The 15,633-nt window shown below is 70.7% G+C and carries 16 protein-coding genes; 13 read left to right on the forward strand and 3 right to left on the reverse strand.

Annotation, left to right across the window (positions count from 1 at the left end; all coding sequences use genetic code 11):
• Positions 1 to 100 precede the first annotated feature (100 nt).
• The 10 genes from ispG to OG746_RS13385 all read left to right on the forward strand — a co-directional run bounded on the left by ispG (position 101) and on the right by OG746_RS13385 (position 11,204).
• Entirely contained in the window at positions 101 to 1,258 is a 1,158-nt protein-coding gene (gene ispG, locus OG746_RS13340) for a flavodoxin-dependent (E)-4-hydroxy-3-methylbut-2-enyl-diphosphate synthase (RefSeq protein WP_266714770.1), read from the forward strand.
• A 318-nt stretch (positions 1,259 to 1,576) separates the two neighbouring features.
• Positions 1,577 to 2,425: a GNAT family N-acetyltransferase gene (locus OG746_RS13345; RefSeq protein ID WP_266714772.1), complete on the forward strand. Its 849-nt coding sequence runs from the start codon at positions 1,577 to 1,579 to the stop codon at positions 2,423 to 2,425.
• Between the two features lie 152 nt (positions 2,426 to 2,577).
• Positions 2,578 to 3,288, forward strand: coding sequence for a DUF1684 domain-containing protein (locus OG746_RS13350; protein ID WP_266714774.1), 711 nt, complete (start codon positions 2,578 to 2,580; stop codon positions 3,286 to 3,288).
• 36 nt (positions 3,289 to 3,324) lie between these two features.
• Complete coding sequence (locus tag OG746_RS13355) at positions 3,325 to 4,842, forward strand: ABC transporter substrate-binding protein (RefSeq protein ID WP_266714776.1); 1,518 nt, start codon at positions 3,325 to 3,327, stop codon at positions 4,840 to 4,842.
• A 10-nt stretch (positions 4,843 to 4,852) separates the two neighbouring features.
• Positions 4,853 to 5,821 carry an ABC transporter permease gene (locus tag OG746_RS13360; RefSeq protein WP_266714778.1) on the forward strand — a complete coding sequence of 323 codons (969 nt, stop codon included), beginning with the start codon at positions 4,853 to 4,855 and terminating at the stop codon, positions 5,819 to 5,821.
• A gap of 26 nt (positions 5,822 to 5,847) precedes the next feature.
• Complete coding sequence (locus OG746_RS13365; protein WP_266714780.1) at positions 5,848 to 6,657, forward strand: ABC transporter permease; 810 nt, start codon at positions 5,848 to 5,850, stop codon at positions 6,655 to 6,657.
• A complete protein-coding gene (locus tag OG746_RS13370) occupies positions 6,654 to 7,460 on the forward strand; it encodes an ATP-binding cassette domain-containing protein (protein ID WP_266714782.1) in 807 nt (268 codons plus the stop codon). The genes OG746_RS13365 and OG746_RS13370 overlap by 4 nt, the downstream gene beginning before the upstream one ends.
• Complete coding sequence (locus OG746_RS13375) at positions 7,457 to 8,230, forward strand: ABC transporter ATP-binding protein (protein ID WP_266714784.1); 774 nt, start codon at positions 7,457 to 7,459, stop codon at positions 8,228 to 8,230. The genes OG746_RS13370 and OG746_RS13375 overlap by 4 nt, the downstream gene beginning before the upstream one ends.
• Positions 8,231 to 8,865: 635 nt before the next feature.
• Positions 8,866 to 9,429 carry a GNAT family N-acetyltransferase gene (locus tag OG746_RS13380; RefSeq protein ID WP_266714786.1) on the forward strand — a complete coding sequence of 188 codons (564 nt, stop codon included), beginning with the start codon at positions 8,866 to 8,868 and terminating at the stop codon, positions 9,427 to 9,429.
• A gap of 74 nt (positions 9,430 to 9,503) precedes the next feature.
• Entirely contained in the window at positions 9,504 to 11,204 is a 1,701-nt protein-coding gene (locus OG746_RS13385) for a proline--tRNA ligase (protein ID WP_266714788.1), read from the forward strand.
• A gap of 282 nt (positions 11,205 to 11,486) precedes the next feature.
• On the opposite strand, the gene OG746_RS13390 is transcribed toward OG746_RS13385, so the two are convergent.
• From OG746_RS13390 to OG746_RS13400, 3 genes are read right to left on the reverse strand one after another with little or no spacing between them, the layout of a single operon-like run.
• Positions 11,487 to 12,389: an aminoglycoside phosphotransferase family protein gene (locus OG746_RS13390; protein ID WP_266718917.1), complete on the reverse strand. Its 903-nt coding sequence runs from the start codon at positions 12,387 to 12,389 to the stop codon at positions 11,487 to 11,489.
• Positions 12,390 to 12,431: 42 nt separating this feature from the next.
• On the reverse strand, positions 12,432 to 12,914 hold the full coding sequence (locus OG746_RS13395; RefSeq protein ID WP_266714790.1) for a ferritin-like domain-containing protein: 483 nt from the start codon (positions 12,912 to 12,914) through the stop codon (positions 12,432 to 12,434).
• Positions 12,911 to 13,426 (reverse strand): hypothetical protein, encoded by a 516-nt coding sequence (locus OG746_RS13400; RefSeq protein ID WP_266714792.1) that lies wholly within the window; start codon positions 13,424 to 13,426, stop codon positions 12,911 to 12,913. The genes OG746_RS13395 and OG746_RS13400 overlap by 4 nt, the downstream gene beginning before the upstream one ends.
• 226 nt (positions 13,427 to 13,652) lie before the next feature.
• Between OG746_RS13400 and rimP the strand changes: the two genes are divergently transcribed.
• From rimP to OG746_RS13415, 3 genes are all read left to right on the forward strand, one after another.
• Positions 13,653 to 14,171 carry a ribosome maturation factor RimP gene (gene rimP / locus OG746_RS13405; protein ID WP_266714794.1) on the forward strand — a complete coding sequence of 173 codons (519 nt, stop codon included), beginning with the start codon at positions 13,653 to 13,655 and terminating at the stop codon, positions 14,169 to 14,171.
• 2 nt (positions 14,172 to 14,173) lie between these two features.
• The gene (gene nusA / locus OG746_RS13410; RefSeq protein WP_266714796.1) at positions 14,174 to 15,184 is read left to right on the forward strand and encodes a transcription termination factor NusA; all 1,011 of its coding nucleotides are present in this window, start codon (positions 14,174 to 14,176) and stop codon (positions 15,182 to 15,184) included.
• 101 nt (positions 15,185 to 15,285) lie between these two features.
• Entirely contained in the window at positions 15,286 to 15,564 is a 279-nt protein-coding gene (locus OG746_RS13415) for a YlxR family protein (protein WP_266714798.1), read from the forward strand.
• Positions 15,565 to 15,633: the final 69 nt, after the last annotated feature.

The following is a 15,633-nucleotide window of genomic DNA, read 5'->3' on the forward strand; positions in this document are numbered from 1 at the left end:
TTTATGAGGGTTTGAGGGGGCGCGATGTGCTCGGGCACGCGCCGGTGACGTAATCTCGGAAGCCTCTGGACTCGATCCACACCTTGGGGTTGCACAGCAGATGACTGCGATTTCTCTCGGCATTCCGTCGGTACCGACCAAGCTCGCCGAGCGGCGCAAGAGCCGCCAGATTCAGGTCGGCACCGTGGCGGTCGGCGGAGACGCGCCCGTGTCGGTGCAGTCCATGACCACGACGCGCACCTCCGACATCGGCGCGACCCTGCAGCAGATCGCCGAGCTGACGGCGTCCGGCTGCCAGATCGTCCGCGTCGCCTGCCCCACGCAGGACGACGCCGACGCGCTGTCCGTCATCGCCCGGAAGTCGCAGATCCCGGTGATCGCGGACATCCACTTCCAGCCGAAGTACGTCTTCGCGGCCATCGAGGCCGGCTGCGCCGCGGTCCGGGTGAACCCGGGCAACATCAAGCAGTTCGACGACAAGGTCAAGGAGATCGCCCAAGCGGCGAACGACCACGGCACGCCGATCCGGATCGGCGTGAACGCGGGCTCCCTCGACAAGCGCCTGCTGCAGAAGTACGGCAAGGCGACCCCCGAGGCGCTCGCCGAGTCCGCGCTCTGGGAGGCGGGCCTCTTCGAGGAGCACGGCTTCCGCGACATCAAGATCTCCGTGAAGCACAACGACCCGGTGGTCATGGTCAACGCGTACCGGCAGCTCGCCGCGCAGTGCGACTACCCGCTGCACCTCGGTGTGACCGAGGCGGGCCCGGCGTTCCAGGGCACGATCAAGTCGGCGGTCGCCTTCGGCGCGCTGCTCTCCGAGGGCATCGGTGACACGATCCGCGTCTCCCTGTCCGCCCCGCCGGTCGAGGAGATCAAGGTCGGCAACCAGATCCTGGAGTCCCTCGGCCTCAAGCCCCGCCGCCTGGAGATCGTCTCCTGCCCGTCCTGCGGCCGCGCCCAGGTCGACGTCTACAAGCTCGCCGAGGAGGTCACGGCCGGCCTCGACGGCATGGAGGTCCCGCTGCGCGTGGCCGTCATGGGCTGCGTCGTGAACGGGCCGGGCGAGGCGCGTGAGGCCGACCTCGGTGTCGCCTCCGGCAACGGCAAGGGCCAGATCTTCGTCAAGGGCGAGGTCATCAAGACGGTGCCCGAGTCGAAGATCGTCGAGACGCTCATCGACGAGGCGATGAAGATCGCCGAGCAGATGGAGAAGGACGGCATCGCCTCCGGCGAACCGTCGGTGTCCGTCGCCGGCTGACCCCGTCGCAACCAGGCCCGCGCTGCCCGTCCCGGGTGGGCGGGCCTTTGCGCGTCCACGAGCGGGGTACGCAGTCGCGTCGGCGGCTCCCGGTCCCGTCGTTGGTCCCGTTCGCGCAGTTCCCCGCGCCCCTGAAAGGGGCGCGGGGAACTGCGCAAACCACCTACGAAACCGCACCCGCCGACGTAACGGCACAAGGGACACGCCCCACGCGGGAGGCCCCGAAGCAAAGGGGGCCGAAACGTCGACCCGCCACACCCGCGGAGCGCCAGGTACAGTGCGGAGATCAGTAGCCCATCTGGTGAGGCCCCTCCGCACGTGTTGACTCAGACCACCACTCGGGTGCTCGAACCGAGTGACCTCGACGCCGCGCTCGCCGTCCTCGACCGCGAGCCCGTCGCGAACGCCTTCGTCACGGCCCGGGTCCGTGCCGCGGGCCTCGACCCGTGGCGGCTCGGCGGCGAGATGTGGGGCTGGTACGAGGACGGGATGCTGGAGTCCCTGTGCTACGCGGGCGCCAACCTCGTCCCGATCTGCGCGACCGACCGCGCCGTCCGCGGCTTCGCCGACCGCGCCCGGCGGGCGGGCCGCCGCTGCTCCTCCATCGTCGGCCCGGCGGAGCCCACCGCCCGCCTGTGGCAGCTGCTCGAACCGGGCTGGGGCCCGGCCCGCGAGATCCGCGCCCAGCAGCCGCTGATGGTGACCGACCGGATGCCCACGGACGTCACCCCCGACCCGTACATCCGCCGCGTCCGCAAGGACGAGATGGACACGATCATGCCGGCGTGCGTGGCGATGTTCACCGAGGAGGTCGGCGTCTCCCCGATGGCCGGTGACGGCGGTCTGCTGTACCAGGCGCGGGTGGCCGAACTGGTCGGCATGGGCCGCTCGTTCGCCCGCCTCGACGAGAACGGCAAGGTCGCGTTCAAGGCGGAGATCGGCGCCGCGACCGACCAGGTCTGCCAGATCCAGGGCGTGTGGGTGGCCCCCGAGTACCGGGGCATGGGCCTCGCGGCGCCCGGCATGGCGGCGGTCCTGCGCTACGCCCTCGCCGACGTGGCCCCCGTGGTCAGCCTCTACGTCAACGACTTCAACACCCCGGCCCGTGCCGCGTACCGGCGCGTGGGATTCGAAGAGGTCGGGGCGTTCATGAGCGTGCTGTTCTAGGCACCTTCCAGAGGCAACCCGAAAATTCCCTGGTGAGCGGGCTGTGTTGCCCGTCTCATCTCTTTCGTGCGCATTGACATTAGTAAGTCTTATGGACCATAAAGGTACTGCTTTGCTTTGGTTCAAGCTTCACTGACTGTAGGTGCCTCACGATGTCCGCTCCCGGTTCCGGCATGGCCGCCTGGCAGGAATGGCGTGCCGACCGGCGCCGCTCCCTCACCGCCCCCACGGGCAACCTCGCGCTCGTCGAGACCCGCTGGCTCCCGGCCGGCGAGACCCCCGACCTCGACGCCGCCCGCGCGGGACAGCCCGGCACCGTCACCGTGACGGCCCTGGAGCGCACCGACATGGTCACCGGTGCCCCCGAGCACGGCCTGCGGTTCTGGGACGCGAACTCCCCGGCGATCCAGGGCTTCGAAGACGTCGACGCCTTCGCGTACGACCCGTCCTGGGTCCTCGACGCCACGTACACGCCCGTCGAGGGCGCCCGCACCGTCGCCTTCGAGCACCTGCGGGACAACGGCGGCACCCGCGAGAAGGTCGTCCCCGGCGACATCGCCCTGACCGTCGACGGCACCGACTACACGCTCTCCGCGTTCGACGACGACGGCACCCTCCTCCTCGTCTTCGGCGACCCCACCAACGGCGACAGCACCTACGGTGCGGGCCGCTTCCTCTTCGTGGAGCACACCGGCGAGGGCCGTGTGCGCCTCGACTTCAACCGGGCCTTCGTACCCCCGTGCGGCTTCTCCGATCAGTACAACTGTCCGATGCCGCCGCGGCAGAACCGGCTCCACCTGCCCGTCGAGGCGGGCGAGAAGCTCCCGGTCTTCCGCGACGGCGCCGCCGGCACCGCTCACTGATCGATCCCCCCGCATCCCTTCACGTAAGGCCCCCTCATGCGCTTCCCCAAGAGACCCCTGTCCGCCGGCGTGCTCACCGTCGCCCTCGCCGTCACGCTCGCGGCCTGCGGCGGCGGCTCCAACTCGGCCTCCGGCAGCGGCGCGTACGACAAGGACGCCACGGTCAACATCGGCTCCCTCTACGAGCCGCAGAACCTCGACAACACCGCGGGCGGCGGCCAGGGCGTCACCGAGGCCCTCAACGGCAACGTCTACGAGGGGCTGTTCAAGCTCACCGACAAGGGCAAGGTCGAGAAGCTCCTCGCCGACGACTACAAGGTCTCCGACGACGGCCTCACCTACACCTTCACCCTCCGCGACGGCGTCAAGTTCCACAGCGGCAAGAAGCTGACCAGCGAGGACGTCAAGTACAGCCTGGAGAAGGTGATCGCGAAGGACTCGCAGTCCGCGCGGAAGTCGAACCTCGAGGTCATGAAGGACGTCACGACCCCGGACGCGAAGACCGTCAAGGTCACGCTGTCCAAGAAGTCGATCTCCTTCGTCTACAACCTCAGTTACGTCTGGATCATCAACGCCGACGCCGAGAACCTGAAGATCACGGAAGACGGCACCGGCCCGTACCAGCTGAAGAAGTGGACGCGCGGCTCCGCGCTCAGCCTCGACCGGTTCGCGGGCTACTGGGGCACGGCCGCCAAGAACAAGCAGGCCGTCTTCCACTACTACAAGGACGCGACCGCCCTCAACAACGCGCTCCAGACCAACGCCGTCGACGTCGTCACCAGCGAGCAGTCCCCGGACGCCCTCGACCAGTTCAAGTCCGACCAGAACTACAAGGTCAACGACGGCAACTCCACCACCAAGCTACTCCTCGCCTTCAACGACAAGGCCAAGCCCTTCACGGACGTCAAGGTGCGCCAGGCCGTCTCGGCCGCCATCGACGACAAGAAGCTCCTCGAATCCGTCTGGGGCGGCTACGGCAAGCAGATCGGGTCGATGGCGGTGCCCACCGACCCCTGGTACGAGGACCTGACGGACGTCAACGCGCACGACGTCGCGAAGGCCAAGAAGCTCCTCAAGGAGGCGGGTCACGCCAAGGGGTTCAGCTTCACGCTCGACACCCCGAACTACGACCCGCACCCCACGGCCGCGACCTTCATCAAGTCGCAGCTCGCCAAGGTCGGCATCACCGTCAAGATCAACACGATCACGCCCGACGAGTGGTACACGAAGGTCTACAAGAACCACGACTTCACGGCCACGCTCCAGGAGCACGTCAACGACCGCGACCTCGTCTGGTACGGCGACCCCGACTTCTACTGGGGCTATGACGACAAGCAGGTCCAGGACTGGGTCGAGAAGGCCGAGCAGGCGTCCTCGACGTCCGAGCAGACCGAGATCCTCAAGAAGGTCAACCGCAAGACCGCAGAGGACGCGGCCAGCGACTGGCTCTACCTGTATCCGCAGATCGTCGTCGCGAACACGAAGCTGTCGGGCTACCCGCTCAACGGCCTGAACTCGCAGTTCTTCGCGTACGACATCAAGAAGAGCAGCTGACCGACCGGCCATGCTGAGATACCTCCTGCGGAGACTGGTGTTCCTGCTGGTCTCCCTCGTCCTCGCGTCCGTCGTGCTGTTCGTGCTGCTTCGGATGCTGCCCGGCGACCCGGCGAACGCGCTCACCTCGGTGGGCGCCTCGCCGGAGCAGATCGCCGCGGCCCGGCACTCCATCGGCTCCGACAAGCCGCTGCCCGAGCAGTTCACGCACTGGATCGGCCAGTTGGCGAGCGGTGACCTCGGCACGTCCTTCGTGTCCTCGCTGCCGGTCGGCCCGGAGGTGTCGCAGCGCCTGAACGTGACGGTGCCGCTGACGCTCTCCGCGTTCGTGCTCGCCGTGCTCGTCGCCGTACCGGCAGGCTTCCTGGCCGCGTACAAGCGACGGACCTGGTACGGGGCGCTGCTCAGCGGCGTCTCCCAACTCGGCATCGCCGTCCCGGTGTTCTGGCTCGGCATGATCCTCATCGCCGTGTTCGCGCTGAACGCGGGCTGGCTGCCGTCCGGCGGCTTCCCGCAGGACGGATGGGACACCCCGGCCGAGGCCGTGCAGTCACTGGTGCTGCCGGTGGTGACGGTGGCGCTCGTGATGTCGGCGTCCCTCATCCGCTACGTACGCTCCGCGACGCTCGACGTCCTCGACAGCGAGTACCTGCGCACGGCGCGGGCGCTCGGCTCGTCGTTCGGACGGGCCATGTGGCGGCACGGGCTGCGCAACGCGTCCGTGCCCGTCATCTCCATCCTCGGCATCGAGCTGGCGTCCACGCTGCTCGGCGCGGTCGTCGTCGAGTCCGTGTTCGCGCTGCCGGGGCTCGGCTCCATGCTCGCGACGGGGATCGCGCAGCACGACTACCCGGTGATCCAGGGCGTGCTGTTCGTGTCGACGTTCGGGGTGCTGATCATCGGGTTCGCGGCGGACCTCGTGCAGCGGCTCGTGGACCCGCGGCTGCGCGGGCGGCTCTCCGGGGGTGGGGTGCGATGAAGCGTCGTCCTTCCGGGAGGGCTTCCGTGACGCTGTGGACGGGGGCCGTCTTCGCGGGCCTCGTCGTACTGCTCGCGCTCGTCTCCCTGTTCTGGCTGCCGTACGACAGTGAGGACACGTCCGGCGGCCGGCTCGCCGGTCCCGGCGGCGGGCATCTGCTCGGCACCGACAAGCTGGGACGCGACCTGTTCACGCAGCTCATGACGGGTTCGCGGATCGCACTCCAGGCCGGGCTCGGCTCGGTCGCCGTCGCGGCGCTGCTCGGCGTGACGCTCGGGCTCCTCGCGGCGTTCGCGCAGGGCTGGTTCGACGACACGCTCTCCGCGCTGCTCGACATCCTCATCGCGTTCCCGACGCTGCTGCTCGCGATGCTGATCGTCGCGGCGCGGTCGGCGACGCTCGGCTCGGCGATCCTCGCGATCGGCCTCGCGCAGAGCGCGGTCGTGGCGCGGCTGACCCGGATCCTGGTCAAGCGAGTGCTGGCGCAGGACTACATCACGGCGTCCCGCACGTCGGGCACCTCGTGGCCGCGGATCGTCGCGGGCCACGTCCTGCCCAACATCTGGCCGACGCTCGCGGTGAACCTGGCGCTCCAGTTCGGCCTCGCGGTGCTCGCGGAGGCGGGGCTCTCGTACCTCGGCCTCGGGGCGCCGCCGCCGAACGCCTCGTGGGGCCGGATGCTCCAGGAGGCGCAGGCGACGTTCACGACGGCACCGGCGGGCGCGCTGGCGCCGGGCGTGCTGCTCGTCCTGCTGGTGATCGGCGTCAACCTGGTCGCGGACGGGCTGCGGGACGTTCTCGACCCGACGGCGCGGAAGGAGAGGGCGGCGGCATGAGTGAACCGTTGCTTTCCGTGGACGGACTCACGGTCCGTACGGGAGACGGGCGTGAGCTGGTGTCCGGTCTCGGCTTCGAGGTCGCGCGCGGCGAACGCCTGGGCCTGATCGGCGAATCCGGCTCGGGAAAGTCCCTGACGACCCTGGCCGTCCTCGGGCTGCTGCCCGCGGGCATGACGGTGACGGGAAGCGTGGAACTGGCCGGCACGCAGATCGTCGGTGCGAGCGAGAAGACCCTCGTGGGCGTACGCGGCCGGAGCGCGGCCGTCGTCTTCCAGGAGCCGCTCACGGCGCTCGACCCGCTGATGCGGGTCGGCAAGCAGATCGCCGAACCCCTGCGCAGACGGCGGCAGTTGAAGGGCGCCGCGCTGAAGTCGGCGGTGACGGACCTCCTCGAACAGGTACGCCTTCCCGACCCGGCCCGCATCGCCCGCGCCTTCCCGCACGAGATCTCCGGCGGCCAGCGTCAGCGCGTCGCCCTCGCCATGGCGCTCGCCTGCGACCCGGCACTGCTCATCGCCGACGAGCCGACGACGGCGCTGGACGTGACCGTGCAGGCGGAGATGCTGGAACTGATCGACGGCCTGGTGCGCGAGCGCGGCATGGCGGTGCTGTTCGTCAGCCACGACCTGGCGGTCGTGTCGAAGGTGACGGATCGCGTCCTGGTGATGAAGGACGGCCGCGCGGTCGAGTCGGGCGCGGTGGCCGACGTCGTACGGGCCCCGCGCGAGGCGTACACGAAGGCGCTGGTGGACAGCGCGCGGCAACTGGAGTCCGCGCTCGACCTGGGAGGCGTGCGATGAGCACCCCTGTGCTGGAACTGGAGGGGGTCTCGTACGCGTACCGGGGCGCCCCCGCTCCCGTCGTCACGGACGTGTCGGTGGCGGTGGAGACGGGGCGGAGCCTGGCGCTCGTCGGTGAGTCGGGTGCGGGCAAGACGACGCTGCTGCGCATGCTGCTCGGGCTCGCCCGCCCCACGTCCGGGACGGTCCGCTTCGACGGGGACGAGCTGCGGCTGCGCGACCGTACGCAGATGAAGGCGTTCCGGCGCGGCGTGCAGTGCGTCTTCCAGGACCCGTACGCCTCGTTGGACCCGCGGCAGCGGGTGCGGCGGATCGTGGCCGAGCCGCTGCGGTCGCTCGGCGTCGCGACGGGGGAGGAGGCGGACCGGAAGGTCGCGCACGCCCTCGAACGGGTGGGGCTTCCGGCCGACGCGGGGGAGCGGTACCCGCACGAGTTCTCCGGTGGGCAGCGGCAGCGCATCGCCATCGCGCGGGCCACGGTGTGCGACCCGCGGGTCCTCCTCGCCGACGAACCGGTCTCCGCGCTCGACGTCACGACGCGGGTCAAGGTCGTCGACCTGCTGGCCGAGCTGAAGGAGACGGCGGGCCTGACGATCGTGATGGTCTCCCACGACCTGTCGGTGGTGGCCGCGTTGTGCGAACGCACTGCCGTGCTGGAACGGGGCCGGGTGGTCGAGTCCGGCCCCACGCCGACGGTCCTGGGCGCCCCGGACCACGCGTACACGCGCCGCCTACTGTCAAGCGTTCCAAGGCTCCCCACGGCCGACTGACGCCCGCCTGCCCCCACGCCACGGGGCTCCGCCCGGGTCCTGGCCGTTCCTACGCCTCGGGGCTCTGCCCCGGGCCCCGCGCCTCAATCGCCGGCGGGGCTGGTTTTGCCGAACCGGCGTTACGGACACGGGGCTCCGCGCGGGGCGTGGCCGTTCCCACAGCACGGGGCTCCGCGCGGGTCCTGGCCGTTCCTACGCCACGGGGCTCTGCCCCGAACCCCGCGAGTCTCGTCCCAGAGCGGGGCTTGATTTGCCTACCCGCAGGCAATCGCCCGGCTCCGGCCCATCTCCCGTCCACCCGCCCATCTCCCACCCACCCGCCCCCTCCGGGGGCGTCGGCCCGACGGGGTGCCGCCGCTGCCTTGGCCGATCCGCCGCCAGCCACGGCTCCCCACCGTTTGCGGCGACCCCGACCGCCTTGGGCAATCTGCCGCCTTGGGCGGCAGGGTGGGCAAGGCGGCACCCCGGTGCGGCGCAACCAGGACGGGAGGCGCCGACCACGGCACCCGGTGCCGCGTAATGGTGGGGACGACGTCGACCACGGCAGGGCGGGCCCCCGGTGCCGCGCCGCGATACGGAGGGCCCCGCCCCGGCCACCCGCACAACCGACCGCCGCACCGGGGTACCCTCCCCGCATGCCGCACCGGAACCGCACGGACGACCGCGCCGTCACCATCGGCCCCCTGGACCTGCGCACCCGTGTCGACGAGGCGCTCGCCGTGCAGGCGTACGCGTTCGGACTCAGCGACGACGAGATCGCCGTACGCCGCCAGATCGTGCTGCGGCACATCACCTACCCGGGGGCCCGCTCCCTCGGCGCGACGACCGAAACCGGCCGACTCGTCGGCTTCGTCTACGGGATGCCGAACGACCGCACCCACTGGTGGTCCACCGTCGTCGAGCCGTATCTGCGCGCCCGCGACGAGGACCGCTGGCTCGACGACTCCTTCGTGATCACGGAGTTGCACGTGCACCCCGGCTACCAGAACCGCGGCACCGGCCGCACCCTCATCACGACGATCACCGCCGGCGCCACCGAGCCCCGCTCGATCCTCTCCGCGATCGACATCGACAGCCCGGCCCGCGGCCTCTACCACTCGCTCGGCTACGAGGATCTGGCCCGCCAGGTGCTGTTCCCGAGCGCCCCCAGGCCGTACGCCGTGATGGGCGCGCCGCTGCCCCTCAGGCGCATGCCCTGAGAACCGATTTCCGGCCGCACCCGGGCCCCGGCTAACCTCCTGACATCACCCTTTCGTCGCAGGAGTCAAGAATCATGGCCAAGGTCCAGGTCCAGCGCATGTCCCGGTTGATGGTGAAGACACTGCGCGACGACCCGGCGGACGCCGAAGTCCTCAGCCACAAGCTGCTGGTCCGCGCCGGTTTCGTGCGCCGCACCGCCGCCGGTGTCTGGTCCTGGCTGCCGCTCGGCCGACGGGTCTACGCGAACGTCGAGCGCGTCATCCGCGAGGAGATGGACGCCATCGGCGGCCAGGAGGTCCTCCTGCCCGCCCTGCTCCCCAAGGAGCCGTACGAGGCGACGGGGCGCTGGGAGGAGTACGGCGCCGAGCTGTTCCGCCTCCAGGACCGCAGGGGCGGCGACTACCTGCTCGGCCCGACCCACGAGGAGATCTTCACCCAGCTGGTCAAGGACCAGTGCACGTCCTACAAGGACCTGCCGGTGATCCTCTACCAGATCCAGACCAAGTACCGCGACGAGGCCCGCCCCCGCGCCGGCATCCTGCGCGGCCGCGAGTTCCAGATGAAGGACTCGTACTCCTTCGACCTCTCCGACGAGGGCCTCGCCGAGTCGTACGGCCTGCACCGCGCCGCGTACCAGCGCATCTTCGAGCGCCTCGGCCTCGACTACCGGATCTGCGCCGCGACCGCCGGCGCCATGGGCGGCTCGAAGTCGGAGGAGTTCCTGGCCCCGGCCGCGGCCGGCGAGGACACCTTCGCGGACTGCCCGCACTGCGACTACGCGGCGAACACCGAGGCGGTCGGCTTCGCCGTGCAGACGGTCGACGCGGAGGGCGTGCCCGCCCTGGAGGAGACCCCGACCCCCGACACCCCCACGATCGAGACGCTCGCCGCGTACATGCAGGTCCCGGCCTCGGCGACCCTCAAGAACCTCCTCGTCAAGGTCGACGGCGAGATCGTCGCCGTCGGCGTCCCCGGGGACCGCGAGGTCGACATGGGCAAGGTCGAGGCGCACTTCGCCCCGGCCGCCGTCGAGCTGGTCACCGCCGAGGACTTCGAGGGCCGCGACGACCTGGTACGTGGCTACGTTGGCCCGCAGGGCCTGGAGAAGGTCACGTACATCGCCGACCCGCGGGTCGCCCCCGGCACGGCGTGGATCACCGGCGCCAACAAGAACGGCGTGCACGCGAAGAACGTCGTCGCGGGCCGTGACTTCGAGGTCTCCGAGTACGTCGACGTGGTCGTCGTCCAGGAAGGCGACCCGTGCCCCAACTGCGGCACCGGCCTCAAGCTGGACCGCGCCATCGAGATCGGCCACATCTTCCAGCTCGGCCGCAAGTACGCCGACGCGTTCCAGCTCGACGTCCTCGGCCAGAACGGCAAGCCGGTCCGCGTGACCATGGGCTCGTACGGCATCGGGGTCTCGCGTGCCGTCGCGGCGCTCGCCGAGCAGCACGCCGACGACAAGGGCCTGATCTGGCCGGAGGAGATCGCCCCCGCCGACGTGCACGTGGTGGCGGCGGGCAAGGCCCTCCAGACCGAACTGGCCCTGGAGGTCTCCGACAAGCTCGCGGCCGCGGGCGTCCGAGTCCTGGTCGACGACCGCCCCGGCATCTCGCCCGGCGTGAAGTTCACCGACTCCGAGCTGATCGGCGTCCCGAAGATCCTGGTCGCGGGCCGCCGCAGCGCCGACGGCGTCGTAGAACTGAAGGACCGCCGCACCGGCGAACGCGAGGAACTGACGGTCGCCGAGGCCGTCGCCCGCCTCACGGCATAAGCACACCCGGTCCCCGGCCCCGCTGCCATCAGCAGCGGGGCCGGGGACGGCAGGACAATTCAGGCCCCTGCGGCGCTTGAGCAGCGGGGCCGGGGCGGCAAATTCAGCCCCTCCGGCGTTTGAGGCGCCGGACCCGGGGCCGAGCCCCGATCTTTCAAGCCCCGCCGGCGATTGAGGCGCGGGGTCCGGGGCGGAGCCCCGTGGCGTGGGGGCGGTCGGCCGGCTACCCCAGCCAACGCTGGAAAGCGGCTCGGCCCCACGTCACACGGCTCCGCCGCGACGTCACAGCCAGCCCGCGAACTCCAACAGGTTCTCGCCGTCCTGGTGCCGCCCCACGCGCAGTGCCCGCGCGCCCGATTCCACCGCGCGGAAGAGGGTCCAGCCGCGCAGGCGGTCCTGGTCGACCTCCAGGGACTCCGCGAGCTTCTTCACCCGGCGGCGGGTGATGGCCGGACCCGAGGGGGAGCCGATGAGGTCCTCCACGCGGTCGCGGACCAGGCGCGCCAGGTCGAAGGCGGTCTCGCCGACGACCGGGTCGGGGCCGACCGCCAGCCACGGCATCCGCTCCCCGGACAGCACCTTGGACTGTCGGAACGTACCGTGCAGCAAACGGAGTTCGGGAGGCGAGGAGACGAGCTCGTCCCGCCTTTCGAGGGCCGCGTCGATCAGGGGAGCCACGTCGGGGAAGGAGTCCACCGTCGCCCGCATACCGACCGCCTGGCGGCCCGTGCGCTCCGGAACGGTCTCGCAGTTGCGCCCCTCGGGCGGGTCCACCCACAGGCGCCGAAGCGTGCCCGCCGCTTCCAGGAGCGCCTTCGCCTCCGGCAGCGTACGGACGGAGATCTCCGGGTGGAGGCGTTCGAGGAGGAGTGCGCCGTCGTTCACGCCCGGGTCCAGCAGGCGCACCGCGCCGAAGCCGTCCCAGTGTGTGAGCGCCGCGCGCTCGGCCTCCGGGCGGAACCGCTCGGGCGCCAGCTTGAGGATCGCCGGTGAGCCGTCCGCCCTGCGGACGTGGGCGACCAGGCTGCTGCGGCCCCCGGGCACATGCACCCGCTCCACCGTCACATCGCGCCGCTCCGCCGCCTCGTCGAGCAGCGTGCCGACCCGGTCGAGCCACGCCGACGCCCCGTCGTCACGCACCTCGCCGAGCGCGTTCACAAGACGCGAAGGCGGTTCGAATGCCATGGGCGGGGATGCCATGCGCGGGGATTTCCTTCCCAAGTCTGCCTATGTGCTGGGGTCCTCCGGCGGGGGCGACGACGCGGACGGCGCCGCGGCCCGTTCGGAGAGCCCAGGGAAGGCTACGCTGCCGCCGCCCCAGCGCACGGCACGGACCGCCGCCTCACGGAGCGCGTCGGCCGCGCTCCGGCGCCGCTCCCCGCTCGCCGCCCGTACGAGATCCGAGTAGACGCCCGCGACCCTGCTCTCGATGTCCGCGGCGAGCCGAGCCGCCGCCGACGAGTCGGGCACCGGGAACGGCAGCGCGTACGCTCCCGCGGACTCCTCGGGATTGCCGCCCAAGTCGCGCACCGTGCGCCGCAGTTCGTCGCGGCGGGCGCGATGCGCGTCGTACGCGTCCCTGGCCCGGCCCCTGCGGTCCTCGCCGATCCGGCCGCCGACCACCCCGTAGCCGTACACCGCCGCGTGCTCGGCGCGCAGCGCCGCCTGCACCGCCCCGAGCAGCTCGTTCTCGCTGTTGTCCGAGCTCATTTCCGTCCGTCCTCCGACAGCAGATACGCGTGCCCTGCCCCGGCCGCCGCCACCGACGCGAGCAGCCGTGCCAGCTCACCGGGGGCGTCCACGAGCGCGGACATCCGGCGGTCCGAGAGCCGCTGCTCGGCCACCGAGAGCGCCTTGAGGATGTCCTTCTCGGAGGCCGGCGCCGCGGCCGACTTACCGCCCGGGGGCGCCGCGGCGCCCGAAGGCCGACGGGCCCCGCCGAACGCCTTCAGGTGCCGCTCGACCTCGGCCCGCAGCGGGTTCAGCCGCTCCGCGAGCGCCGGACGGGCCGACACCGCCCGGTCGTACTGGCCGAGGAGGTCCGAGCTCTCCCGCGCCGCCTGCGTCCGCAGCCGCTTCTCCTGTGCCGCGGCGGGCGCCCCGCTGCCACCGTCGGCGCCGCCTTCGGCGTCCGAGCAGCCGGTCAGCAGCGCGGCCCCGGCCAGCGAGGCGAGCAGAGTCCTACGACGTGGCCCGGAGCGGGCGAGAGGGGGCAGCGGCACGGCAGGCGTCCTCAGGGGCGAAGAGGCGGGAGGAGAGGGTGCTTTCAGGGAGGCGGCTACTTGATCGGAACTGATCAGGTCCGACCGAGGGGGAGTGGCGGTGATCACCGTACCGTCGCCCTCGCACGGGTGGACGGCAACACCCCCCTGGACCGGATACCCTTTGAGCTGACGCGCAAGGAAAGTCAGTAACCACAACAGCACACGCGGCCGAGGAGTCACCCGGATGAGCACCACCCAGAACGAGAGGCTGCGGGAACTACTGGAACCGCTCGTCACCTCACAGGGGCTCGAACTCGAAGAGATCGAAGTGGCCTCGGTCGGACGCAAGCGTGTGCTGCGCGTCGTCGTCGACTCCGACGAGGGCGCCGACCTGGACGTGATCGCCGATGTGAGCCGCGCGCTCTCGGCGAAGCTCGACGAGACCGACGCCATGGGCGAGGGCGAGTACGAACTCGAGGTCGGAACGCCCGGCGCCGAGCGCCCCCTCACCGAGCACCGTCACTACGTCCGCGCGACGGACCGCCTCGTGAAGTTCCAGCTGAACGACGAATCCGAGCTGGTCGCGCGCATCATCAAGGTCGACGACGACGGCCTCGACCTGGAAGTACCGGGAGTGAAGGGGCGCAAGCCGACCTCCCGAAGGCTCGACTTCGCGGACATCGCCAAGGCGCGGGTCCAGGTCGAGTTCAACCGCAAGAACAAGAACGACGCCGACGACAACGACAACGAAGAGGAGGCGTAGCCGTGGACATCGACATGAGTGCCCTGCGTGGGCTGGTCCGGGAGAAGGAGATCTCCTTCGATCTGCTGGTAGAAGCGATCGAGTCGGCTCTCCTCATCGCCTACCACCGCACCGACGGAAGCTTCCGCCACGCGCGCGTGCGGCTCGACCGCGAGAGCGGCCACGTCACGGTCTGGGCGAAGGAGGACCCGTCGGACCTCGAAGAGGGCCAGGAGCCCAAGGAGTTCGACGACACCCCCTCCGACTTCGGCCGGATCGCCGCCACCACCGCGAAGCAGGTCATCCTGCAGCGGCTGCGCGACGCCGAGGACGACGCGACGCTCGGCGAGTACGCGGGCCGCGAGGGCGACATCGTGATGGGCCAGGTCCAGCAGGGCCGCGACCCGAAGAACGTGCTGGTCGACATCGGCAAGCTGGAAGCCATCCTGCCGGTGCAGGAGCAGGTTCCCGGCGAGGAGTACCCGCACGGCCTGCGGCTGCGCTCGTACGTCGTGCGCGTCGCCAAGGGCGTCCGCGGCCCCTCCGTGACCCTGTCCCGTACGCACCCGAACCTCGTGAAGAAGCTCTTCTCGCTCGAGGTGCCGGAGATCGCCGACGGCAGCGTCGAGATCTGCGCCATCGCCCGCGAGGCCGGGCACCGTTCGAAGATCGCCGTGCGCTCCACCCGGAGCGGGCTCAACGCCAAGGGCGCCTGCATCGGCCCGATGGGCGGCCGTGTGCGCAATGTCATGGGCGAGCTCAACGGCGAGAAGATCGACATCGTCGACTGGTCCGACGACCCGGCCGAGATGGTGGCCAACGCGCTGTCCCCGGCCCGTGTCTCCAAGGTCGAGATCGTGGACCTCGCGGCCCGCTCGGCCCGCGTGACGGTGCCCGACTACCAGCTCTCCCTTGCCATCGGCAAGGAGGGGCAGAACGCCCGGCTCGCGGCCCGGCTCACCGGCTGGCGCATCGACATCCGCCCGGACACCGAGCAGGCCGACGCCCCCGAGGGTGCTCCCGAAGGGGAATAAATCCGAGCGCTCGGCGCTTGGACCACGACAGTATGTGACGAGCCAACCGTTCGATCTTTGCCCCAAAGGGGTGAGGTCGATACGGGGAGGTAGACTTAACCGTGTCTGGTCGGACGCATGCCCGCGCATGCCCTGAGCGAACCTGCGTGGGATGCCGGGAGCGAGCGGCCAAGAGCGAACTGCTGCGGATCGTGGTGATCGAGGGCCAATGCGTCCCCGATGATCGCGGTACGCTGCCCGGCCGGGGTGCGTACGTGCATCCCGCCCTGGCCTGTCTTGACCTGGCGGTCCGCCGCCGGGCGTTTCAGAGGGCTTATCGGGCCCCTGGACCGTTCGACACGGCGGCCCTGCGCCACCGCGTCGAGCAGGCAACACCGTAAGAAGCGCCGCACGGAACCCCCGTGCGGCCCTGGTATTCCGCGAGTTGGAAGTAGGTCGAGATTGCGATG

This window comes from Streptomyces sp. NBC_01016 (assembly GCF_026341035.1).
Lineage (GTDB): Bacteria > Actinomycetota > Actinomycetes > Streptomycetales > Streptomycetaceae > Streptomyces.